This window comes from Acinetobacter sp. PW68, from assembly GCF_020982655.1.
GTDB lineage: Bacteria > Pseudomonadota > Gammaproteobacteria > Pseudomonadales > Moraxellaceae > Acinetobacter > Acinetobacter towneri_A.
Window position 1 is genome coordinate 1971660 of record NZ_JAHZSX010000001.1, and the last position, 24051, is coordinate 1995710.

Annotated in this window: 23 protein-coding genes and 2 pseudogenes; 11 read left to right on the forward strand and 14 right to left on the reverse strand. The window is 40.1% G+C overall.

Features of this window, described 5'->3' with window-relative positions:
• Positions 1–88: 88 nt before the first annotated feature.
• Both metG and K1T76_RS09405 read left to right on the forward strand, forming a co-directional pair.
• The gene (gene metG, locus K1T76_RS09400; RefSeq protein ID WP_026438169.1) at positions 89–2146 is read left to right on the forward strand and encodes a methionine--tRNA ligase; all 2058 of its coding nucleotides are present in this window, start codon (positions 89–91) and stop codon (positions 2144–2146) included.
• A 92-nt stretch (positions 2147–2238) separates the two neighbouring features.
• On the forward strand, positions 2239–3588 hold the full coding sequence (locus tag K1T76_RS09405) for an ATP-dependent nuclease (RefSeq protein WP_230245204.1): 1350 nt from the start codon (positions 2239–2241) through the stop codon (positions 3586–3588).
• A gap of 16 nt (positions 3589–3604) precedes the next feature.
• Here the strand turns inward: K1T76_RS09405 and tnpC are convergent, their stop codons facing one another.
• The 3 genes from tnpC to K1T76_RS09420 form a co-directional block, all read right to left on the reverse strand.
• The gene (gene tnpC, locus K1T76_RS09410) at positions 3605–5272 is read right to left on the reverse strand and encodes an IS66 family transposase (protein ID WP_230245205.1); all 1668 of its coding nucleotides are present in this window, start codon (positions 5270–5272) and stop codon (positions 3605–3607) included.
• 74 nt (positions 5273–5346) lie between these two features.
• Positions 5347–5682 carry an IS66 family insertion sequence element accessory protein TnpB gene (gene tnpB / locus K1T76_RS09415; RefSeq protein ID WP_004828548.1) on the reverse strand — a complete coding sequence of 112 codons (336 nt, stop codon included), beginning with the start codon at positions 5680–5682 and terminating at the stop codon, positions 5347–5349.
• Entirely contained in the window at positions 5679–6062 is a 384-nt protein-coding gene (locus K1T76_RS09420; RefSeq protein ID WP_019383553.1) for a transposase, read from the reverse strand. Before K1T76_RS09420 ends, tnpB begins: the two co-directional genes overlap by 4 nt.
• Before the next feature lie 51 nt (positions 6063–6113).
• On the opposite strand from K1T76_RS09420, the gene K1T76_RS09425 reads away from it, so the two are divergent.
• Both K1T76_RS09425 and K1T76_RS09430 read left to right on the forward strand, forming a co-directional pair.
• Positions 6114–6344 carry a hypothetical protein gene (locus K1T76_RS09425; protein WP_230245206.1) on the forward strand — a complete coding sequence of 77 codons (231 nt, stop codon included), beginning with the start codon at positions 6114–6116 and terminating at the stop codon, positions 6342–6344.
• A gap of 15 nt (positions 6345–6359) precedes the next feature.
• The gene (locus K1T76_RS09430; protein ID WP_019837513.1) at positions 6360–7328 is read left to right on the forward strand and encodes an MBL fold metallo-hydrolase; all 969 of its coding nucleotides are present in this window, start codon (positions 6360–6362) and stop codon (positions 7326–7328) included.
• Positions 7329–7389: 61 nt separating this feature from the next.
• On the opposite strand, the gene K1T76_RS09435 is transcribed toward K1T76_RS09430, so the two are convergent.
• A complete protein-coding gene (locus K1T76_RS09435; protein WP_019837514.1) occupies positions 7390–8013 on the reverse strand; it encodes a LysE family translocator in 624 nt (207 codons plus the stop codon).
• A gap of 355 nt (positions 8014–8368) precedes the next feature.
• On the opposite strand from K1T76_RS09435, the gene K1T76_RS09440 reads away from it, so the two are divergent.
• The 5 genes and pseudogenes from K1T76_RS09440 to K1T76_RS09460 all read left to right on the forward strand — a co-directional run bounded on the left by K1T76_RS09440 (position 8369) and on the right by K1T76_RS09460 (position 12890).
• The gene (locus tag K1T76_RS09440) at positions 8369–9991 is read left to right on the forward strand and encodes an oleate hydratase (protein WP_019837515.1); all 1623 of its coding nucleotides are present in this window, start codon (positions 8369–8371) and stop codon (positions 9989–9991) included.
• A gap of 135 nt (positions 9992–10126) precedes the next feature.
• Positions 10127–10513: pseudogene (locus tag K1T76_RS09445) on the forward strand (IS4-like element ISAba33 family transposase); the annotation flags it as partial.
• Positions 10508–10699: pseudogene (locus K1T76_RS09450) on the forward strand (HlyD family secretion protein); the annotation flags it as partial. The pseudogenes K1T76_RS09445 and K1T76_RS09450, both read left to right, overlap by 6 nt.
• Positions 10700–10767: 68 nt before the next feature.
• Complete coding sequence (locus tag K1T76_RS09455) at positions 10768–11640, forward strand: 1-aminocyclopropane-1-carboxylate deaminase/D-cysteine desulfhydrase (protein ID WP_019837517.1); 873 nt, start codon at positions 10768–10770, stop codon at positions 11638–11640.
• Between the two features lie 53 nt (positions 11641–11693).
• Positions 11694–12890, forward strand: a complete 1197-nt coding sequence (locus K1T76_RS09460; RefSeq protein WP_019837518.1) for an NAD(P)/FAD-dependent oxidoreductase — start codon at positions 11694–11696, stop codon at positions 12888–12890.
• Between the two features lie 183 nt (positions 12891–13073).
• Here K1T76_RS09460 and K1T76_RS09465 read toward each other — a convergent pair whose 3' ends face one another.
• The 4 genes from K1T76_RS09465 to K1T76_RS09480 form a co-directional block, all read right to left on the reverse strand.
• Positions 13074–13241: a hypothetical protein gene (locus K1T76_RS09465; RefSeq protein WP_004975492.1), complete on the reverse strand. Its 168-nt coding sequence runs from the start codon at positions 13239–13241 to the stop codon at positions 13074–13076.
• A 169-nt stretch (positions 13242–13410) separates the two neighbouring features.
• Entirely contained in the window at positions 13411–13581 is a 171-nt protein-coding gene (locus tag K1T76_RS09470) for a hypothetical protein (RefSeq protein ID WP_004975491.1), read from the reverse strand.
• 95 nt (positions 13582–13676) lie between these two features.
• On the reverse strand, positions 13677–15398 hold the full coding sequence (locus K1T76_RS09475; RefSeq protein ID WP_230245207.1) for a mechanosensitive ion channel: 1722 nt from the start codon (positions 15396–15398) through the stop codon (positions 13677–13679).
• A 254-nt stretch (positions 15399–15652) separates the two neighbouring features.
• Complete coding sequence (locus K1T76_RS09480) at positions 15653–15931, reverse strand: hypothetical protein (protein ID WP_019837522.1); 279 nt, start codon at positions 15929–15931, stop codon at positions 15653–15655.
• Positions 15932–16132: 201 nt separating this feature from the next.
• Here K1T76_RS09480 and K1T76_RS09485 point away from each other — a divergent pair, with 201 nt between their 5' ends.
• Positions 16133–16555, forward strand: coding sequence for a hypothetical protein (locus tag K1T76_RS09485; RefSeq protein ID WP_230245208.1), 423 nt, complete (start codon positions 16133–16135; stop codon positions 16553–16555).
• An 819-nt stretch (positions 16556–17374) separates the two neighbouring features.
• On the opposite strand, the gene K1T76_RS09490 is transcribed toward K1T76_RS09485, so the two are convergent.
• Positions 17375–18136, reverse strand: a complete 762-nt coding sequence (locus K1T76_RS09490; protein WP_019837524.1) for a ferredoxin--NADP reductase — start codon at positions 18134–18136, stop codon at positions 17375–17377.
• Between the two features lie 84 nt (positions 18137–18220).
• Between K1T76_RS09490 and gigC the strand changes: the two genes are divergently transcribed.
• Positions 18221–19102 (forward strand): LysR family transcriptional regulator GigC, encoded by an 882-nt coding sequence (gene gigC, locus K1T76_RS09495; RefSeq protein WP_019837525.1) that lies wholly within the window; start codon positions 18221–18223, stop codon positions 19100–19102.
• A 39-nt stretch (positions 19103–19141) separates the two neighbouring features.
• Here the strand turns inward: gigC and K1T76_RS09500 are convergent, their stop codons facing one another.
• The 5 genes from K1T76_RS09500 to nuoM all read right to left on the reverse strand — a co-directional run bounded on the left by K1T76_RS09500 (position 19142) and on the right by nuoM (position 24050).
• A complete protein-coding gene (locus tag K1T76_RS09500; protein ID WP_230245209.1) occupies positions 19142–19717 on the reverse strand; it encodes a cold shock domain-containing protein in 576 nt (191 codons plus the stop codon).
• 85 nt (positions 19718–19802) lie between these two features.
• Complete coding sequence (locus K1T76_RS09505; RefSeq protein WP_070155053.1) at positions 19803–20096, reverse strand: cold-shock protein; 294 nt, start codon at positions 20094–20096, stop codon at positions 19803–19805.
• Positions 20097–20177: 81 nt separating this feature from the next.
• A complete protein-coding gene (upp, locus tag K1T76_RS09510) occupies positions 20178–20813 on the reverse strand; it encodes a uracil phosphoribosyltransferase (RefSeq protein ID WP_004975475.1) in 636 nt (211 codons plus the stop codon).
• A 126-nt stretch (positions 20814–20939) separates the two neighbouring features.
• On the reverse strand, positions 20940–22433 hold the full coding sequence (gene nuoN / locus K1T76_RS09515; protein ID WP_230245210.1) for an NADH-quinone oxidoreductase subunit NuoN: 1494 nt from the start codon (positions 22431–22433) through the stop codon (positions 20940–20942).
• A 3-nt stretch (positions 22434–22436) separates the two neighbouring features.
• Positions 22437–24050: an NADH-quinone oxidoreductase subunit M gene (gene nuoM, locus K1T76_RS09520; RefSeq protein WP_167846183.1), complete on the reverse strand. Its 1614-nt coding sequence runs from the start codon at positions 24048–24050 to the stop codon at positions 22437–22439.
• Position 24051: the final 1 nt, after the last annotated feature.

Below are 24051 nucleotides of genomic sequence, written 5' to 3' on the forward strand. Positions count from 1 at the left end.
AGAATTCATGGAATCCCTTGTGCATCTATGAGCTATCTAAGGTAAAATTGCCCAAATTGCATCAGCCCTATATGAGAGAGTTATATCCGTGCGTCAAATTTTAGTCACTAACGCCCTACCATACGCCAATGGCCCGATCCATATGGGTCACTTACTCGGTTATATCCAGGCAGATATCTGGGTTCGCGCCATGCGTGCAATGGGACATGACGTGACTTATGTCTGTGCGGATGATGCGCATGGTACAGCAATCATGCTGCGTGCCGAAGCCAATGGAATTAGCCCTGAACAGCAAATTGCCAATGTGCAACAAGAACACATTCGTGATTTTGACGGTTTTGGCGTGCATTTTGATCATTATGATTCAACGCATAGCGACACCAACCGCGCACGTGCCAGCGAAATTTATGTTAAAAACCGTGATGCAGGCAATATTGCTGTTCGTCCTGTCACGCAATTGTTTGATCCTGAAAAAGGCATGTTCTTATCAGATCGTTTTATTAAAGGCACTTGCCCTAAATGTAAAGCAGAAGATCAATACGGCGACTCTTGCGAAGTTTGCGGCACAACCTATAACGCGACTGAGCTGATTAATCCAAAATCGACTTTAAGCGGTGCAACGCCTGTAGAAAAATCATCAGATCATTACTTCTTTAAATTGCCTAATTTTGGCGAATATTTGCAAAAATGGACGCGTGATGAAGGTCGTTTGCCAGTTTCAATTGCCAACAAATTAGATGAATGGTTTGAAAATGGCTTGAATGACTGGGATATTTCACGCGATGCGCCATATTTTGGTTTTGAAATTCCAGATGCACCAAATAAATATTTTTATGTCTGGGTTGATGCACCAATTGGTTATATGTCGAGTTTTGAAAACTACGTAAAAACCAAACGCCCCGACCTGAATTTTGACGATTATTGGAAAAAAGATTCAGACAAAGAAGTCTACCACTTCATTGGTAAAGACATCGTATATTTCCACGCATTATTCTGGCCTGCAATGTTAGATGGTGCGGGTTATCGCACACCTACAGGTTTATTTGTAAATGGCTTTTTGACTGTAAATGGTCAAAAAATGTCAAAATCTCGCGGCACATTCATTAAGGCAGAAACGTATTTACAGCATTTAAACCCTGAATTTTTACGCTATTACTTTGCCTCAAAACTGTCTGACAAAGTTGAAGACTCTGACTTAAATCTGGATGATTTTGTGCAGAAAGTAAACTCTGACCTTGTAGGTAAAGTGGTGAATATTGCCAGCCGTTGTGCCAAATTCATCAACACCAAATTTGATAACAAATTAAGTGCGAGCTGTGCAGAACCTGAGTTAGTACAAAGCTTTATTGCTGCGGGCGACTCAATTGCTCAAGCCTATGAAGCACGTGAATTCTCTGCTGCTATTCGTGAAATCATGGCGCTTGCGGACAAAGCGAATCAATATATTGATGAGAAAAAACCGTGGGCACTTGCCAAGCAAGAAGGTCAAGAACAACAAGTTCATGATGTTTGCTCAGTCGGTATTAACTTATTCCGTCAGCTTGCGATTTACTTGGCTCCAGTGCTTCCAACACTTGCGGCTCAAGTTCAGTCTTTCTTACAACTTGAAAGCTTTGACTTTGCATCACGTCAACAAATCCTCGTTGCACATGAAATTGCTCAATTCCAACCGCTTATGCAGCGTGTTGATCCTAAAGCCGTTGCAGCAATGGTGGACGCATCTAAAGATTCTTTAGCCGCACCTGCTGAAGCACCAAAAACGGAAAAGAAAAAAGAAAAAGCCAAAGAGAAAAAAGCAGAACCTAAAGTCGGTGAAGCGGAAATTATCACCATTGATGACTTTGTCAAAATTGATTTACGTGTTGCAGAAGTTCTTGAAGTGGCTACGGTTGAAGGTTCTGACAAGCTCCTTCAATTGACTTTAAATGTTGGTGAAGCCGAGCCACGTAACGTGTTTAGCGGTATTCGTGAGTTCTACCAACCTGAAGACTTAAAAGGCAAATTGGTGGTAATGGTGGCGAACCTTGCACCTCGTAAAATGCGTTTTGGTATTTCTAACGGTATGGTACTTGCAGCGGGTAATGGCGAAGGTGTTTGGGTGATCTCACCTGAATCTGGTGCTAAAGCTGGTGATAAAGTGTCTTAGGATTTTTATGTTAGCCTTAACTTATTGTTAGGGCTAACTTATTTAATCAAGTTAATCTATAATAAAAATAAGATTTATACTATGCAAAAAATATGAACATTAACTCCAACAATGATTTTTTTTCTAATGTAAATATTGATGACCATAATTTATATCCATTTTTTCTAAAAAATATAGAATTTGAAAGATTTAGACATATCCCTCACTTGAAGTTAGATTTTCAGCATCCAATCTCTGTTATTTCTGGAACAAATCGCTCGGGGAAGACAACTGTTTTAATGGCTCTAGCTTGTAGTCATATAAAATTTATGCGTCGAAATCCAACAAATGGAAATTTAGAGAGAAATACTTGGAGCTCTCTAATGAAGTTTACAAATCATGATAAACAATGTGAAGATTGGACATACCATATTACTTATCGTAAGGGTGATAAATTAGAACGCGCTAAACGTGGACAAAGAAAAACTAAAACTGGCAAGTGGAATGGAATTGGTAAAAAAGAATCCCAATTTACTTTTCGTGATGTGGTTTTTATTGATTTAGATAGAATATTACCAGCAAGATTTTTTACCGCTAAAGTATTTAATACCGCGAAAACAAGCAGTGTTGATAAATTATCTCCTGAGATGAAGAGAAAGTTAGAAAATTATCTTTCTTATATTTTAGAGCAGGAGTTTAGTATTAAGGCTATTGCTAAAGTAAATGATAAAGATGTTTTCAACTATACTAATGCATTTGAATATTCTAGCTTCAACACAGCTACGGGTGAAGATGTATTAACTCGTATTCTAATTGATATTATCGAAGCTAAAGAAAAATCTTTAATTCTGATTGACGAAGTAGAAATGGGACTTCATCCGAAAGTACAAAGAAGGCTAATTGATGTAATCAGAGATATTAGTAAGATTGATAAAAAGCAATTTATTATAACTTCACACTCTTCGACTGTTTTAGATTCCGTAAGTCCCAAATCAAGAATTTTTATAGAAAAAACATACGCTTCAGAGTATAAATCAATTAACAATATTAGTGTTAGTGCAGCATTAACTAAAATGGATGCTAAGTCATTCCCACTAGTAGATTTATATTGTGAAGATAAAGTAGCAGAAAAAATAATTTCAAGAGGAATAAAGCATTGTGCTAAGATAAATAATATTCAAAAGCTTGATGAACTGATAAACATTATTCCTCTTGGAACAGCTGATAAAGTTTATAACTTCTTTAAATGTCACGCAGAAACATATCCTAATAAAAAAATAAGATCAGGCTATGCTTGTGTATTAGATGGAGACATGAAATTTAAAGAAAATGGAGAAATACGATATCCAGAACACCAAAATCTACACTTTATATATTCAAATGAATCACCTGAAAAATTTTTAACTCGCTTTTATTTAAGTTCCCATCCTAATACAGCTATTCAGTACGTAAGCGTCCGCTGAACCCCATGCCTATTTTTTAATTCGGTTCAGGTTTCCAGCGGTGTGGTAGCAATTCTTCAATCTGAGTCACTTTATGTGTCGGCAACCTTTTCAGCACATCACTTAAATAGGCATACGGATCCAAGCCATTCAGCTTTGCTGACTGGATTAAAGTCATGATATTGGCAGCTCGTTGGCCGCTGCGCAGCGAGCCAGCAAACAGCCAGTTCTTACGTCCCAACGCCCAAGGTCGCATTTGATTCTCTACCCAATTATTGCAAATCGGTAGATTGCCATCATCCAAATAGCGGCTTAAAGCTGGCCAACGCTTCAGAGTGTAATTGATCGCCTTGGCGGTGGGAGAACTCGATGGCACAGTCAGTTGATGTTGGTTGAGCCATTCATACAGTTGTTGCATCACCGGTTGACTATGCTGTTGTCGGTATTCGCGGCGGTCTTCCGCTGTACCATCGGTCTTTTTCCTGAGTTCTGCTTCTATCGCATACAGTTTCTGAATCAGCACTAATGCCTGTTCAGCGACCTGACTTTTTTTGGTCACATGCAGTTCATGGAATTTACGACGTGCATGGGCCATGCAGCCCACCTCAATGACCTGACCTGATTTAAAGCGTGCTTTATAACCGCTGTAATCATCACAGACCAGATGGCCCTGCCAGTCTTTCAGGAACGCTTCAGCATGCTGACCTGAACGACTATCCTGAAAGTCATAGATCACGGCTTGAACTGGATTGTACTGTGTAGTGGCATAGGCCCAGACATAACCTTTCTTCGGTTTTTTATTATTCTCACCCATCCGCATGATGGTGACCGGCGTTTCATCGGCATGGATCACCCGCTGTTGCAGCACCACCTGTTTTAAGGCATTGGCCAGAGGTTCCAGTTCCACACCGCAGCGACCAATCCAGTCAGATAAAGTTGATCTAGAAAGTTCGATTCCCGCCCGCTGATAGATCAGACGTTGACGGTACAGCGGCAAATGATCGGCATACTTCGATACCAGCACATGGCTGAGCAATTCAGGTGAAGCAATGCCTTTATCAATCACATAGGCGGGCATCGCTTGCTGAGTCAGGGTGTCGCACTGATCACAGACCCATTTGCCACGTACATGCTGTTCCTTATAGAACTGTGCTGGTCTGAAATGCAGTTTTTCACTGATATCTTCGCCGATACGACGTAACTGGCAGCCACAACTGCATTGGGTTGATGCAGGTTCATGCTCAATACGGATGGTGTGTAGATGATCTGGCAGCAGTCGACGTTTAGGTTTGTTGACTGTGGCTTTCTGTGTCGCTGCATGGGTTTTATCTGCATTTAATCGTTCTAATTCCAGATCAACGGCTGCGATATCTTCTTCGACCGCCTCATCCCACAGATGGATTTGTTTTGCGGTGAGATGTTCGTTTTTACTGCCGAATTTATGCTGTTTAAACAGCGCCAGTTCATGCTCGTATTTTTGATTGAGAATAGAAAGATGCTGAACTTTAGAATCTAATTGCTGATTGGTGACTTCAAGATGTTGAACTTTGGTACCTAATTGTTGATTTGATACTTCCAGATGTTGAACTTGAGCATCTAATTGTTGTTTATCTTCTGCGAGTTGTTGATGCTGCATCGCCAACTGCCGGGTGAATTCCAGCAGTTGTTCATGGGTCAGTTGGCTTAAATCTGGCAGCGTATTCATGACCGCAGTATGCCTGAGGTCATGAGAAGAATGAAATAGAACGTTTGGAGGATAGCAGAATAGCCGAGCTTGGTTTAGAGCATCGTGACCACCTGCTGTCGTCCAATGCGCTGCCAAGGCAAACCCTGGATTAATGCCTGTAACTGTTCCGGGTTGAGAGCTACGCTTTCACCCTGGTGAACTTTAGCCCAGTGGAATTTTCCCTGTTCCAGCCGCCGGGCACACAGCCAGATGCCCAGTCCATCATGTACCAGCACTTTCATGCGATGGCCACGTTTATTACAGAACAGGTAAGCACAATGCGGTTTAATGTAGCCAAAGGCTCTCACCACCTGAGCCATGACAGTATCCATCCCTGCTCGCATATCCAGAGGTTGGGTAGAAAGCCAGATTTCATCAATGCGGATCATGTTGCAAGTGCCTTGAGTAATTCTGCCAAGGCAGGTATTTCTGATGTCTGCCATTTTAGCTGAATATCATTATTCGTATGAGGCACGGTGATACACAACGTGATCCTCTCATCAATAGGTTGGCTGATTGCAGCAGTGTAAGGCAAAGCAATAAATGCTGGATTCACATGAGTAGGATCCTGCACGGCACCATCATGATGGCTGAAGATCCTGATCCAACGACTGACAAGGTTGGCATTAATACTATGTTGCAGTGCGACCGAAGCGATCGAGGTATTAGGATTTTTGCAGGCATTGACAATACTGAGTTTGAATTCTTTGCTGTATTTTCGGCGTTTTTTAGCAACAGGAGGTGTTGCTGAATATATATCCATGTTCATGGATTAAGTCCCCACTTGTTTTTAGGTGGGAACTAAATTAAGGCTTATAGGATGAATTCAGAAGGTGTGTTCAGCGGACGCTTACTTCAGTACTACCTTAACAATGAGAATAACCATTATTTCTTTCAAGCCATAATCAACAACTCTGAATTCACTGACAAAGATGAAGTTTTTGATTATTGTTGGAATCTATTCAGAGACTCTTCTGAAGGTGAAAATTACTTACATGAATTATCAAATTTTATTATGCAAGTTTATGAACAATTTTCACAAGAATTATGATAAATGAGAAATCTTATGAAAGCTTTAAAATCACTATTCCTAACACTAACTCTAAGCACAGCAACCACCAGTGCTATTTACGCAGTTCAACCTGCCATTGAACAACAAAAACAAGTCGCTGATTACTACCAATATCAAGCAGGTGACGTACAAATCACAGCCCTGCTCGATGGTACAAACTTTATGTCACCAAGCTTGTTTAAAGACATTCCACAACAAGAAGTTCACGAGATTTTAAAGAAATACTATGTAGATCAAGAGAAAGGCGTACAAACCTCCGTCAATGCCTTCCTCGTTAATACAGGAAAATCTCTAGTATTAGTGGATAGCGGTGCAGCGAGTTGTTTTGGTGCTCATTTAGGTTCAGTTTTAACCAACCTAAAAGCATCAGGCTATCAACCTGAACAAGTCGATACCATTCTACTCACACATCTACATCCCGATCATGTCTGTGGAATCAGTAAAGATGGCGTTGCCAATTTCCCAAATGCGACAGTCTATGTATCTGATGATGAAGCAAAATATTGGCTAGATCCCAAACAAGCGGCAAAATTACCAAAAGATAAACAAGCCAATTACTTAGGCACGGTTGATAAAATTAAACAAGCGATTGCGCCTTACCAAACAAAGCAAGGTTTTAAAACGTATAAACTCGGAGATGACATTCAGGGCTTTAAAGTCATTAACACGGCGGGACATACACCGGGACATTTTAGTTATGCACTAAAAACCAAAGGTGAAAACGTGGTCTTTATTGGAGATATCGTACATTCACATACTGTGCAATTTGATAAACCTGAAACGGCAATTGAATACGACATAGACCCGAAAAAAGCTGTTCAAACACGTTTAAAGCAATTTGCTAATTTCGCTAAAAATGGACAAACCATTGCCGCTCCACATTTACCGTTCCCAGGGATCGGTCATATTTATTCTCAGGATGGAAAGAGCTATCAATGGATGCCTATTCATTTTAAAGATTAATGATTCTATAAAACCTTCTCCCTTTAGGAGAAGGTTTGAATGAAGGCACTCTATATATTAGTCACTTCATCCCAAAAATCAGCTTTAACCCAAGCACTATCATCACTGCCCCTGCTAGCCGATCAAAACCCGCTTTAAACTTCAAATAGACTTTACGTGGTTTTTCTGCAGACAAAGCCACTGCAACCAATGAACACCAACCTGCATCAATAAAGAAACACAAAACTGGCAACACCACATAGAAATAAGTTGGAATTTCTTTAGGCAACAAAGCTGTAAAAATACTCGCCAAGACAATTGCAATTTTAGGGTTAGATAACTGCGTAATTAAACCTGTGGTAAACGCACGGCGAAGCGACATTTGCTGTCCATGTGCAAGATTGGTTTGAATAGGCGCTTTGGCATGCTTCACTATTTTATAAGCCAAAAATAACAGATATAAACCACCACAAATTTTAAGCAGAAAATATGCAGAAGGCACAGCCAATAAAATAGCCTGCAACCCCATCACCGCCAATAAACCAAAAATTGCGGCACCCGTACCCGTGCCTAAAGCAGTAAATAAACCATGCTTACGTGAAATGGCTATCGAATTTTTTGCCACATAAATAAAGGTAGGCCCAGGACTCATTGCACCTAGCATTAATGCCAAAGCAATAGAGCCTAAAATCAATAATGATTCCAAGGTAGACCTCAAGATTAGAATAATTTTCAACTATTTATTTTACTTAAAAAACCATAATAGAAGATATAATTTTTTGATTTATGTTTATAAATTTAAGGATTTTTCAAGCAATTTGATATTTAGTAAAAAACCAAAAATAGAGTAAAAACTCAATTTAATTTTAATATCAAACAGTTAAAACATAGCATATGAACAGTAAAATTTTATTGTGCATCCATTTTTTCTATTAAAGTTTTTTTCTGATAATAATTTATCATCGATTTTTAGCAGAACTTTCATATATTTTTAAAACACATAATCCCATAATAAAATTACGGCTTTAATTTTCTTTAGAACTACAAACGAGGCACATCAGATGCAAAATAAAAGATTGAAAACATTAGACCGCTCTAAATCACATCTTTGGATTGTAGGTGGAGGCATAGCTGGTATGGCTGCTGCTGCTTTTGCGATTCGTGATGCTAAAGTGCCAGCCGAACATATCCATATTTTAGAAGAATTGAATGTTTCTGGTGGTTCGATGGATGGTGGACATAATCCGCTTAATCCGAACCAAGCATGGGTCACACGTGGTGGGCGTATGCTAACTGATGAAACTTATTTGTGTACTTGGGATTTATTTTCAAGCATCCCATCTTTAGAAAATCCAGACATTTCTGTTCGCGAAGAATGTCGTGAATTTAACGAACAAATTAAAACCAATGCTCAAGCACGTTTGATCGACTCAAATCATATTATTGCAGAAGCTCAAAAATTGGGATTATCAACGCTCAACCGTGCTCAAATGTTACGTCTACTGGCATTAAAAGAAGATCGTATCGGTAGTCGCCGTATTGATGAATTTTTTGATGATGCATTTTTCCAAAGTAATTTTTGGCGGATGTGGCGAACCACGTTTGCCTTTCAAAAATGGCATAGCGCAGCGGAATTACGCCGTTATTTTCTACGTTTCATTCAAGAATTACCACGCATCCATACCTTAGCAGGTGTGAAACGAACTAAATACAATCAATATGATTCAATGATTTATCCTCTACAACGCTGGTTGGTGGAACAAGGCGTTGATGTTCGTTTCGGTAGTTATGTCACAGATGCAGACTTTGTCGAAGATGCCCAAACGAAGGAACGTAAGGCAACCCAACTTTATGTCAACATTCCAGAAGGCACTGAACAAATTCAACTGGGTGAGCATGATCTTGCGCTCTTTACTTTAGGTTCGATTACGGCTGATTCACGTTATGGCGATAAATTCGATGTTCCTGAGCTGATTCGTGATCGACAAGATCATGGCTGGCGTTTGTGGGAAACATTGGCTCAAAAAGCTCCTGATTTTGGTCGTCCAATGACCTTCTATGGCAACATTGATGAGCATAAATGGAAATCCTTTACGCTCACCATGCATGATGATGTGCTGCTAAAACGGATTATTGATTACACAGGAAATGAACCGGGTACTGGTGCACTCATGACTTGGTTTGAATCTGGTTGGCATCTATCTGTGGTCGTTCCAGCTCAACCGCATTTTGCTGACTTACCAGAAGGTAAATTCACCTTATGGGGTTATGGTTTTGAAATTGACCATATCGGCGATTACATTAAAAAACCGATGAGTGAAGCCACAGGTCAAGAGATTTTAATTGAGTTGATTCATCAACTTGGTTTCGATGACATCTTGGATCATGTGTTGGCACATACCGACATTACCACAGTAATGATGCCTTATGCCTCTGCCCTATTTGCATGTCGTAAAGCAGGTGATCGTCCATTGGTCATTCCAGAAAATGCGGTCAACTTTGCTTTCTTAGGTCAATTCGTAGAGCTTGAAGATGATGTGGTTTTCACTGTGGAATATTCCGTACGTTGTGCCATGATTGCCATTTATCAGCTCTTAGGTGTCGAACGTGAAATTCCAGAGATTTACAATGGTTTACTCGATCCTAAAGTTGGCTTAAATGCTTTGGAAGCAGTTTTTCATTAAATTTTAAAAAGCCATAGGGTAAATTGCTGCCCTATGGTTATTCAACTTACTTTGATAAAACGATCTTTGTACACGACAAAAAAAGATAACTCATTGAAATAATGGCATAATACTTGTTTTCCAACGACAAATATGATGAAACATTTCAATAAGTTACATCTCATCTTAAACAAATATTTAAAGTGGAACAAGTCACATGTAAAATGTTTTACACTGATTATGCTGGCATTAATTGTAAAACAGACATGTAATCTTTCTTCTGCATCTAAAGCCTTACCCATCACGTGCTTACCACAATCATTTCATCGACGTATACAACGCTTCTTTGCAGATCAGTATTTCGATTATCGTCAAATTTCTCAGTTAATTTTCAATATATTTTTATTCGATAAAGTCCAATTAACTTTGGATAGAACCAACCGGAAATGGGGAAAACGAGATATCAATATCTTGATGTTAGCCATCATCTATCGTGGAATAGCGATACCTATTGTTTGGACATTGCTCAATAAACCAGGCCATGTGGAGCAGATTTCCACTGCTGCGGGTTCAGAGTTCAGTGTACTTAAACCTGACAGTCCCACAGAAAATTTTACCAAAGTCGTTCAACGTATTGCGGTACGCATCGCCATTGATCCAGAACAAAAAGGCATGGAAAACCTACGTCCTGGTATGTCGGTGATCACGTCGGTGGATACCGACTCATAAACCAACACTGACATTTTCAATCAAATACATTTACAATGTGGTCAAATTCATTTCTCGTTCGCAAAAAAATGTTTGATCACATTGCTTTTCCTACCCCTTATCAAACATTAGAACTTCCCCAGCCTGTTCAACTGACCATCAAACGCCTTGATCAGATTCATCCCCAGATTTCGGGCAACAAGTTTTTTAAACTCAAATACAACCTCTTGGCAGCACAACAGCAAGGTTTTTCTCAAGTCCTCACTTTTGGCGGTGCATTTTCCAATCATATTGCAGCAACGGCTTATGCAGCTCAACGCTTTGGCTTTCAAAGTATTGGCATCATTCGTGGTCAAGAACTTGCGACCCAAGACTTAAATCCTACCCTACAAACAGCGCAAGATTTTGGCATGCAACTGCATTTTGTCAGCCGAGCCGAATATCGTCTGCGCCATGAAGTGGAATATTTACAACAACTTCAACAGCAATATCCTCAAGCCTTTATTATTCCTGAAGGTGGAAGCAATGCCCTTGCCATTCAAGGGACACAGGAAATCCTCTCCCCTGATGATTTAGAAAATTATGACGTAATTTGTTGTGCCGTGGGTACAGGTGGAACTCTTGCAGGCATCATTGAAAGCAGTTCAGATCACCAGCACATTTTAGGCTTTTCAGCCTTGAAAGGTGATTTTCTCAAACAGGACATTCAACAATGGACCGATAAAAGCAATTGGTCTTTAACCGATGCCTATTGTGGTGGCGGCTATGCCAAAACTACACCTGAATTATTGAAATTTATTCAAAATTTTGAGCAAAAATATCAAATTCCACTCGAACACATTTATACAGGTAAAATGATGATGGGACTTCTTGATTTAATCCAGCACAATCATTTCCCTGCCCACACTCGAATTCTGGCCATTCATACAGGTGGGTTGCAAGGAAAGCTTAAAGCATATTAAAACCCCCACAAATCTTTTATAATTGCTCGCTTTTCGTCTACCGAGTAATACTCATGGTTCATCAGGTTGATGTTGTTGTTTTAGGTGCGGGTGCATCAGGCTTGATGTTGGCTGCAGAGGCTGGTAAACGTGGACGTTCCGTTGTCGTATTAGAAAAAGCCAATAAAGTAGGTAAAAAGATTCTAATGTCTGGTGGTGGTAAATGTAATTTCACCAATTTAGAAGTCGAACCAAACCATTATATTTCACATAATCCACATTTTGTCATTTCTGCTCTCACTCGTTACACCAACTGGGATTTTATTGGTTTGGTCTGCGAATATGGTATTGAATATGAAGAACGTAAACACGGTCAGCTATTTACAATCAAAGGCGCTAAAGAAATCCTCGAACTTTTACTTGCAGAGTGCAATAAATCGAAACGAGTTCAGATTCAGACCCATTGCGAAGTACAAAGCATAACAGCACAAACAGATTCAGGTTTTATCATTGAAACCAATCAAGGCACTTATCAGTGTGAATCTCTCGTTGTGGCGACTGGTGGCTTATCTATTCCAACTTTAGGTGGCTCTGGAGTTGGCTATGAAATTGCGAAACAGTTTGGTCATCGTGTTTATCCGACCCGTGCAGGCTTAGTGCCGTTTACTTTCTCAGACAGCTTTAAAGAAGTCACCACACGTTTAAGCGGTAATGCGGTGGATGTGACTTTATCAAATTCACTGAATAGTTTTACCGAAGCACTGCTATTTACCCATCGTGGTTTAAGTGGACCAAGTGCCTTACAGCTTTCTAATTATTGGGATGTCGGACAAAATTTTAAAATTAACTTTTTGCCTTACTTAGAACTCTATGATTTTTTTAAAAATAAAAAACAAAACAGTCCTAAAGTTTTACTGCGCACCTTGCTCAGTGAACATTTGCCAAAAAGTGTAGTAGTAGAGTTACAGCAACTAATTTGGCCAGAGCTTTCTGAAACTGCAGTTGGCAATATTAGTGATGACAAGCTAGAACATATTGCAGCACGTTTAAATGCCTTTGAAGTTAAACCATCGGGTACAGAGGGTTATCGTACTGCCGAAGTTACTTTAGGTGGAGTGGATACCCAAGAAGTTTCCTCTAAAACTATGGAAAGTAAAAAACAAAAAGGCTTGTATTTTGTTGGTGAAGTTTTAGATGTGACAGGACATTTGGGCGGCTATAATTTCCAATGGGCGTGGTCATCTGCACATGCAGCATCGGAGTATGTTTAAGTTTGCTTTTAGATGAAACATGCAAACAAATGAATGTGATAAAAATGATTCTAGTCTAAACAGAATAATATTGATCTTGCCGATCAAATTGCAAAATGACAAAAGCCAGTTTTTTCTAAACTGGCTTTTTCTTTAACACCGTCACGTACTATAAAGACTTAGCAATACGTGAATCCTGTTATTTTATTCTAAATAATCGGTACGAAATAATACCAATTTTGGCGTATTTGCCAAACGTGATTCAGTTTGCTGCATTTTAAGCACCGCATTTTGTTGATGCATAGGTAACGAATTTGCCACTTGAACTTTTAAACTGATACGTAATTTGTTTAGCATATTGATTTCTCTCATTATTGTCATCCTTGCGCGAATTTTAAGACTCAAATATTTCAGCTTGGTTAAAACCCAAGTTTTTTATTTTTCCCTTAAACCCTCATCAAGCTTTCCAAGCTATTGATCTGATTTATCCAAATCAGTCTTTGGCTCATTCCTGCCAAAGTTGATTAATTTTTAACATAATTTAAGAGCTTGGTCTATCCTCTTTTGGATGATTTTTCTCAACATTTTCAGTTGGTTTTGCGGTGGCTTCTGGCTTGGCAAAAACAAATTTATAGGCTGCAACAAAAAAGCCGATGGTGATGCCAGCAATCACGATTGGGGCAAAAAACTTATCGGGTGCTGATTTGGACATTATCGTTTCCTCTTTTTTAATGAAAACCGAAAAGAAATCGACCAATACGGTGATTGGTCGATCATCTTAGCGATTCAAATCAAAATTTGAACAGGTTATTTCGGGTCATTTTTGGGATGTTCATCGACATCTGGCTCAGCCTCACCTGTCGAACCAAATGGGTTATTGACTGGTGGATGTTCAGGATCAACCTTTAACGTATCTGGCACAGCATGATCAGTTGCCGCTTCAGGTGTTGTAGTCACATCACTTACAGACGTTTGTGGCTGCTCAGATACAATAGGCGTCATCACGTTTGATGCTGACGTTGCCGTTTCTGTTTTGTGTAAAGGATTCGGTTGATTCGCTTCACGTTTGGCTTTATCAATCAAATCAGTTAACACACGCTCTGCAGGTTGACGACCACCTAAACCAAAGGCAAGTGCGAAAGCCACTGCAACAGAACCGAGGGTTAAACCAAAGGCCAAGTTCACAATCGAATCGGCAATACCCATCGCGCGTAAGCCCATGGCAACCACCAAGCCCATAATTAAAATACGGACTAAGTTTGCCAACCAACGTGAGCTGTTATATTCACCACGCTGTACCACTTTGGCAACCAAATTTGCGAGCCAGAAACCCACCACCAAAATAACAGCACCCAACAGGATATCTGCACCAAACTGGATAAACATGGCAATCAAGCCGCTGACTTGATCAAAGCCCAAACGGTTCGCCGCTTCAGATACCGCAAATAGCATGGTAAAGAATACGATCAGATAACCGACTACACATGAAATTTTAGTCGTACCTAAAAAGCGCTGTAAATCGAGTTTGGCAGGAATATCATCGACTCCTGTGCCTGCAACCACTTCCACCACAATATTGGCTACAAAACGTGACACCACATAAGCTAAAATAAGAATCAGACCTGCCGCAATAATATGCGGGATCGCATTCATAATTTCATACAGCATGGCAGTCGCAGGCTGAGAAATGGCTTCAATTCCAAGTGCTTCAAAACCAATGATTAAGGCGGTGATGATCACCAAGGCGAAAACAAACGAACCGAGTAATTTAGGTAAATTTGAGTTTTTGAAGATACCGACTTTTTCAGCATGCTGTTGAATATTCAGGCTGCCCAATAAACCTTCGACAATGCCACGCACAATTTTTGCCAGAATGTATCCAACAAAAACGATCACGCCTGCAATGAAGATGTTCGGTAAATACAGCACAACTTCATTCACCATGTTCTGCACAGGGAACAACAGACCGTTTAAGCCTAAAATTGATAACACAATTGGCAAGAACAGCAATAAAATCAGCCAATAAACAATTTCACTGATATTTTGACTTAAGCCACTCACACCGACATCGGCACTGAGTTTTTCATCCAACTGGGTACGTCCCAAGAGTTTTTGCATCCCCACTTTGACCAGATTTGCCAAAATCCACCCAATAAAAGCAACGGCTACAGCAGCTAGTAAAGAAGGAATAAACAGTAAGAACTGCTGAATCATATTACTGAATGGTCCACTGACACTGGTCAGATTCAACACATTTAGCGCTCCAATGACCGCAATAATTAAAATCACCCAAAACACGACACGTGACACAATCAGTTCAATATTTGAACGATGCCCCGTTGCATTTGATAATTTATGATCCGTACCCAATTTTTGCAGGACTTTTTTAACCCCTCCAGCCACAAGTAATGCCACAACCCATCCGATCAGCAATATTGCAACAGCCGCCAGAATCGGCTGAAATTGCTCCCAATAATACATGGCATTAAAACCTCTACCATGTAGGTTGCCATTAAAATAATCATTCATCTTGTTTAATCCTCATGGTGTTTAGATTCATTTTTTGGTTTGCGCCGCAGCGCAAAACTGCTTTTTATCGATTCAAATTATTGAGTAAAGCTCTACCCACCATAGAATTTGCATATTTTTTATTCAACCTTGAGATGCAGAATCGCAACAATTCTACAAAGGAGGGATAATAAACCTTGCGAAAATCCACAAAAAAGCCCTGCAACTAGGCAAGGCTGAATTAGTAAATACGATTTTTTGACACTTAGGCTAAACTACTGGTCTGTTGCTGTTGCAGTATTGCTGTCATCTGCACGTGCTTCATCTCCAGCTGTGCCCGTAGTCGTGCTATTTGGCGTTGCTTGTTGTACGGTTGGATTAGGATGCCCAGGAGGCGCTTCATTTGGACTCGGTTTGCGATCCGCCAACATGTAAACCAACAGTGCCAATAAAAAAATTCCCACCAGTACAAGCATATATACTGGAATACGTTTTTTTCGCTTGATATCTTCAGCTGAGTTTACATGAGGTGGTTTATTCAAATCATGTGGCATGTTCCCCTCACTTATGTATTTATCTGATGAATTTTTATACTAACAAGCTCCTCACGCTTATTGTGTGAAAATACATAGCAAGATGGTGAAAAGATGTAATATGCCTTAAGTGACACCAATTCATCCTTTTATGGACAAAGCTGCCTCTCCCACAGAAATGCGCTATAATCACGTACCATTTTTTTGTGTACTTTGAATTTTATGGCGTATCGTCAACAAAGTGTATCGCTTGATCTTGACACTGACGTCACTCATCAATGTGCCTTGCACTATACTCGTGATGGGCATTTAATTGGTATTATTGAATTTAGCAAGCCAAGCTATCTGCTTAACTGGAGCGATTTAGAATATTTTCGTCGTCGTACCGAAGAATTTTCGGTCATGCCATTTCCAGATTGTGTAAATGCCATGATCATTGATATTCGCAACATTGCTGCATTTTTGGATAATGAAGTGCCAATTTTGCCGTGGCGCTTACTTGAAGAAGAATGCCCTGTGCGTTTGGTGGTTCCTCAAGAACGCTTAGAACATTATGCAGGCTTTTTCGAACCGACTTGGCTAAGTAGCGACGTCGATAGCGCGATTCAGGAAATCCGCGAATATATGGATATGTTTGTGCATTAATCTCTTTAAAAAAAATCACTTTAAAGCATTGCCCTCAAAAGCTGTTTTCAATCTGAAATCGTGCTAAGTAAAAAACCTCATCTGCAACATTGTAGATGAGGTTTTTATATGCATAATGAAAGTTACATCAACAACCAAATTTTAGCGAATTGTGAAAATAGATTTACTTTACAACTTGATTTAGGCAACCAAAAAACGGCGTAAAACGCACCTAATATTTACAAATACTTTGTATTTTATTAGACGTATAACACCAAACGACCCAACGTTATATTTTTCATATTCAAGCGCCTACCTTGCAATGGTTTAGCTATGCTGAACTTTGATTTTCTGAAAAAGAGGTATCTTTCGCACGGATTGAGCCAATTTTTTCTTAATACATCTGCTCCATTCGGCACTGTCAAATTGCAATAATTGACAACTGCTTCCATGCTGCTCCCGTGGTTACGCAAATTTAAATATTTCACTTTGCCCGCAGGAAATACATAATTCGCACATGAAGAAAAGCAATACTGCGCAACTTCTACATTCAGTTGATGATCATAAACTCAATGATCCAAATCAATGCGGGCAGATCACGCGACCACAGCTATTGAGTGTTAAGGTGTTTATCTTGTCTGACTGTTTATGTAATTTCGCAGATAGCGCAATGGGTTGTGAGCTAAGTGGTCCATCTTAAAATGAATACATGATCTTACACAGATACCTGTTTTATCTCAATTTCAGCCTGTGTAGTATGTGCAACTATAAATATGAAACATGAAGCCTATACTGCCCAGAAATTTAAATAGTGGTTATTTAAATAGCTGCATCACATCCTCACCAATAATTTTCAACTGCAATATTACCTTCCCCGCGGCGATTCATGCTTAAACCACGTGTTTTTAAGGCTTCTTTGGTATCATCAACCATGGCAGGGTTACCGCATAACATCACATGGCTAGTTTCAGGGTTGAGTACACTGCCCGCGGCCTGTTCGAGTTCACCATTTTCAATTAATACAGGCAAACGATCATGTAAATCAGCTTGAGGGTCGCGAGTGATAATTGGGATAAATTTAAAGCCTGTATGCCCTTCGCCAAAAGTTTCGGCAATTTCGTGAATTTTATCGACATAAGCCAATTCGGCTTCGGTGCGCACACTATAAACCAAATAGATATATTGATATTTTGTCCACGTTTCAAAATCTTGCAGCATGGATAAAAACGGTGCAAGACCTGTACCTGTGGCCAACAACCATAAATCGTGTGGCGCAGGCAATTGATAACGCGCCAAGGTCAAAAAACCATACGGGATTTTTTCCAAGTACAGTTCATCACCCACTTGAAGGTGCTGCAAGTTAGAAGTAAACGCACCATCTGGCACGACAATCGAGAAAAACTCTAAAGTTTCATCAAAGGGCGATGACACCACCGAATAAGCACGTACTACCAATTCATCGCCCACTTTTAACCCGATACGTGCAAACTGCCCTGCGGTAAATTTAAAATGTGCAGGTCGGGTCATGGTGAAGCTAAATAAGGTTTTGGTCCAACGATGAACCGAAAGCACTTTTTCTAAAGTAAATTTTTCAATTGACATGATTTGATCGTGGCATGAAAGACTGTGCTCATGTTAGCATGTCGGGGTAATTTATGAATATTTTTAAATGTTAAGGCTTGATTCATGCGCATGACTTTACGCCAGTTGGCGGTTTTTGTAGCAGTTGCCCAAGAAGGGACAGTAACCAAAGCCAGTGATGCCGTTAAGCTCACCCAAAGTGCTGCAAGCATGGCCTTAGCAGATTTGGAGGATGGCTTGGGTGCTCCACTGTTTGACCGTTTGGGTAAGCGTCTACAACTAAATGATTTGGGTCGTTTTTTATTGCCACAAGCCTTAGAAATTTTGGGTCGTTGTGAAGCATTTGAGCAAGCCGCTAAAGGTGAGCTGCAAAGCATCGATTTGCGTTTAGGCGCAACTCTCACCATTAGTGACTATTTGATGCCTGATTTAATGGCAGACTTTTTGCAAATTCAACCACAGGCGCATTTACAATTACAAGTGGGCAATACCCGCCAAATGATTGAAGCTGTGAATCAGTTTCAGCTAGATTTAGCCTTGATAGAAGGCTCTTGTCACTTACCACAACTCCAATGTATTCATTGGCGTGATGATGAGCTCGCAGTGTGCTGTGCGCCAAGTCATCCTCTAGCGCAGTTAAACCGTGCCTTAAGCATTGCAGATTTTGAAGATGCCGAGTGGATTTTACGTGAAGAAGGTTCAGGTACCCGTGAAGTATTTGACAATGCAATTTTAAAAGACCTGCCTGATGCCAATATTCGTTTAACTTTGGGTCATAACGAAGCGATTTTAAAAATTGTCGCAGGTGGAATTGGTATGTCGTGTATTTCACGATTGGCGATTGAACCTTTACTAGAAAAAGGGCAATTGGTAATTTTGGATACGCCTTTCTGGCAACTGACGCGCCCGTTATTCATGTTGGTGCATCGTCAGAAATACCAAGGGCCTGGTTTAAGGGCATTTATGAAGTTTTGCGACGCGAAATAATTCACAGGAGTACCAATCAAGGTACTCTTTTTTTTACCATTAAAACTGACTCTCACATGGTATGCCGTCACCATCACCGTCCATTTTAGTATTTGGACAATTTCGTATAAAGAATAACGCTTCTTCGTAAGACGTCATTTGACTACAGTGCTCACGCCCATCACAAGTAAAGTTCTGTTCAACAACTGGAACTTCTACTACTTTTTGTACTGATAAAGCTTCAGGCTGGCTATTTTGCCAAGCTTGGTACTTATTAAATACTGCATAAGCCAAGCCGAATATAATCAATATACCAATATAAGTCACAAAATTGGATGAGTTATTTTCAGACTTCTGCTGTCTTTTATGATTCTGCTTTGTCGTATGAATTGCCCTTGATTGAGGTGTATGCCTTTCGACTGCAACCTTAATATCTAAACGGACAATATTATCTGCTTTGAACTTGCCATTTTCTTCTACTTTACGAAATTTTAGATTTTCTCCCACTTTTAGTGGAATATTTTTATTGGGAAAATCTTTAATATGAAAAAATAAATCTTTAGGCTCTCCTTCTATTTGAATAAAACCAAAGCCTCGTTCTTCGTTATAAGTTTTTATTTTTCCTTCTAAAAACATAAATTACTCTTTACACGTTAGTTTTTGATTATTGTATAAAAAAAGGGCGAAAATGCCTCTTTTCTGATCATGAAAATATTTAAAACTAACGCTTTAAGTTCGATAACAATGCAGACGTAATTGACGTATTTGCAGCAACCGTTTTGGCTTTTTTCGCTTTCTTAGATTTATCTTCTACAGGTTCAATATTAATGGCTTTGTAACGATCTCGATTTTGGACCACATTAAATTTAACCCGATCATTGCGCTTTGGTTCGCCTACTGCCGCAGGAAAATCTGAGATATGGAAAAACACTTCACCTTCAGGTGCGGCAATAAATCCATAGCCTTTTTCGGCATTGTATTGTTTGATTTTCCCTTGATATTGTTCAGATTTCATGGCTTAACCTTTTACGAGCTGCACTATATGTGAGTATATAAAAAAGAGGCAGTTAATGCCTCTTTTTTACCAATATTCGTCTTAATCTTTTTGGACTGAACCAAAAATTTTATCGCCTGCATCCCCCAAGCCAGGCACAATATAACCATCTTGGTTTAAACCTTCATCTACCGATGCAGTAAAGATCACCACATCTGGATGCGCGGCTTCTACACGTTGAATGCCTTCTGGCGCTGCAACCAAAACCATCACACGAATGTCTTTACAACCACTGGCTTTGAGCAAATCAATCGCTGCCACTAAAGATGAACCTGTGGCAAGCATAGGGTCAATAATCATCGCAATACGGTTTTGTACATCTGGTACTAATTTTTTGTAGTACGTACGCGCTTCTAAAGTTTCTTCATCACGTTCCAAGCCAAGTACAGACACTTTGGCACTTGGAATCAAGTTTAAGAAACCATCTAACATGCCAATACCTGCACGTAAAATAGGCACCACCGTAATTTTTTTACCCGCAATACGGTCTACAGTGACTGCACCATTCCAACCCGCAATTTCGTGCTCGACCATAGGCAAATCTTTGGTCGCTTCATAAGTCAGCAACATGGTGACTTCTTGTGCCAATTCACGGAAGTTTTTGGTGCTGATATCAGCACGACGTAATAGCCCTAATTTATGACGAATAAGCGGATGTCGGATTTCATGAATAGCCACGGGAGAACACCTAAAAGGAAAGAAAAGCAAATATCCTTTTATTATATGCTGTTTTTATTGTGTATATAAACCAAAAAGCCCTCAATTTATGAAGGCTTTTTGACTGAAAGTTAAACTTCTTTCAAATTATTGCTGTGACAGCATGAAATGGATTGGTGACAAAATTTCAGCTTCAAGTGCAATTTTGATAATTGGGTCTGGATAAACACCAATCACCAATACCGCTAAAGCTGCAGCCAATACCATAATACCGCCCACTTTTTGACCCCAATGATCGACAGCATCCATTTTTGGTTCGTCTGGCGGTGTCATATACATCACCACCATAACGCGCAAGTAGTAGTACAAACCAATACCTGAACCCACGATAATCATCGCAGCTAAGAACCAGTGCTGAGTCGTTACCGCAGCCATCACCACCAAGAACTTACCAATGAAGCCTGCAGTGAGTGGAATACCTGCAAGAGAAAGCATCATCACGGTTAATACAGCAGTCAATACTGGACGACGCCAGAACAAACCACGGTAGTCAGCCAAACTTTCAGCTTCTGCTACGTTGTTGTATGGGCTAGACATTAATGCCACTGCACCAAACGCGCCAATAGTCGTCAAGACATAGGTAATCACATAAACGCTGACATTACCCAAGCTTGCATAAGTCATGCTGATCAAACCAATCAACAAATAACCAAAGTGTGCAATTGATGAGTAAGCCAAAATACGTTTCAAGTTCACTTGACGTACAGCAAGGAAGTTACCCACCAAAATTGAAAGCACGGCAATAATGGTCATGATAGTTACAATCGAGTCGATCAGGATTGCCCCTGAACCCAAAATGTAACGCACGAACAAACCAATGGTTGCTACTTTCGCTGCAGTCGCAAGGAAGGTTGCGATTGGTGCAGGCGCACCGTCATAAACGTCTGGTGTCCATTTGTGGAATGGCGCCAAAGACAGTTTAAATGCCACAGCAAAGACAATTAAGCCTAAACCTAAAATTACCAAAGGTTGCTGGATGTTTTGCATTAATGCTTGAACAGAGTCATAGAACGACAATGAACCTGTGTACGCATAAATGTACGCCATACCCATAAGCAACATTGCTGATGCAGTTGCAGACAATACTAAGTACTTCACACCCGCTTCTAAAGATTTAGAACGCTGGTGGGTATATGCCAATAAGCCATAAACAGGAATTGACATTAACTCAAGGCTAATGAAGAACGATGCATAGTGCGAACTTGATACCATCAACATAGCACCCGCTACAGAACATAACATTAAGATGTAGAGTTCTTCGCGGTTGTCTTTATACGTTTCAATATACACATGCGACAAAGTAGAACATGCCAATGCTGCGATCAGAATCACAAGTTGATATAACAAGCTGAACGGATCAATCATAAACATGCCCATCACGCTGGCAGGAGCAAAGTTCCCACCAAACATCATGAGTAAAAGGTAAGCCGCAGCGAGGTTCAAGCCCACCACTGATGCTGTAGCAATTAAGTTATGGTTACGCTTAATTGCAGTAAGGATCATCACGACAATCGCAGTTAAAGCCACGATCATCACAGGAGCTAAAGGCATAAGCTCAGAAAATGACATTGTGAAGTTCATGGCTTATTGGATCTCCACATTTTCGAGTTGAGTTGTTACTTCATGAGTAACTTCAACTACTTCTTGAACTGGGATGTAGCTATTCGCTAACCACGCCATACTTGAGTTTGAAATATCAAGGAAGGTTTGTGGATACAGACCAAGCCATACTAGACCCAGTGCACAGATTAAAAGAATCACAACTTCACGTGCATTTAAATCTTTTAACGGATTTGCATAGTGCTGTTTTTGCTCTTCATTTGGCACACCAAACAAAGCTTTGTGAATCAGGATTAAACCGTATACACCTGCAAAGACCAAGCTCACTGCCGCAATAATTGTGAAGGCTGGGAACTGCTCGAATGAACCCATCAAAATCAGGAATTCACCAATAAAGTTACCTAAACCAGGAATACCAACTAACGCTGCCACAAAGAACATCAGGAAGAATGAAAGGTATTGGAATTGACCACGAATACCGCCCATTAAACGCATGTCACGTGTGTGTACGCGCTCATAAATTTGGCCACACATAATGAACAATGCTGCAGATGACAAGCCATGTGCCAACATCATGATCATTAAGCCTTGGTAAGTCAGGATATTACCTGCATAAATTGCAAGTAATACGAAGCCCATGTGCGAAATAGAGGTATAAGCTAGTAAACGCTTCATGTCGGTTTGCTGGAAAGCACACCACGCACCGTAGAACACACCAATTAAACCCAAAATAATGGCAATGTCTGCAAATTGAGCAGATGCCGCTGGGAAGAATGGAATTACGAAACGTAGTAAACCGTACGCTGCAGTTTTAATCAAAATACCTGCAAGGTCGACAGAACCCGCTGTAGGCGCTTGTGCGTGCGCATCTGGTAACCAACCGTGTAATGGGAAAACAGGAAGTTTTACCGCAAAACCGATGAATAAACAGATCATGAAGGCATAAGCGACTGCTGGTAATTGTGCGTCAAGTGTATTCGCTACAGCTAATAAATAGTTGTAGTTGAACGAAATCGTACCTGACATCATGTATCCGTAGATCACTAGACCTAAGATACCCACCAACATGATTAAACCAGCAACTTGCGTGTAGATAAAGAATTTGGTTGCAGCATAAACACGTGAACGACCATTTGAACCTTTATGACCCCATAACGCAATCAGGAAGTAGATTGGTACAAGCATCATCTCCCAGAAGAAGAAGAATAGGAACAAGTCAATTGCAAGGAATACACCAATTACACCACCCAAAGACCATAAAAGGTTAAGGTGGAAGAAACCAACGTTCTTTTGAATCTCACCAAATGAACAGCCTACTGCCAAAACACCCAGTAATGCAGTTAAGCCGACCATAAGTAAAGATAAGCCATCCACCGCTAAGTGAATGTTGATGCCTAGGGTTTGAATCCAAGGCAACATAAATTCAGCCGACCAAGTTGGAACTTGAGCGCCTAATTCGTAGTTATAGCTGGCACCTTGCCACAATGCGATAGTTAAGCCCAAAGTTACGAGCATACCCACTAAAGCAATGTAACGCGGTAATTTATCGTCGAGTTTATCGACCAACCAGCAAATAAAACCTGCAATGAACGGAACAAGGATCAGCGCGGGTAGAATTAAATTGTTTGGAGCGTCCATC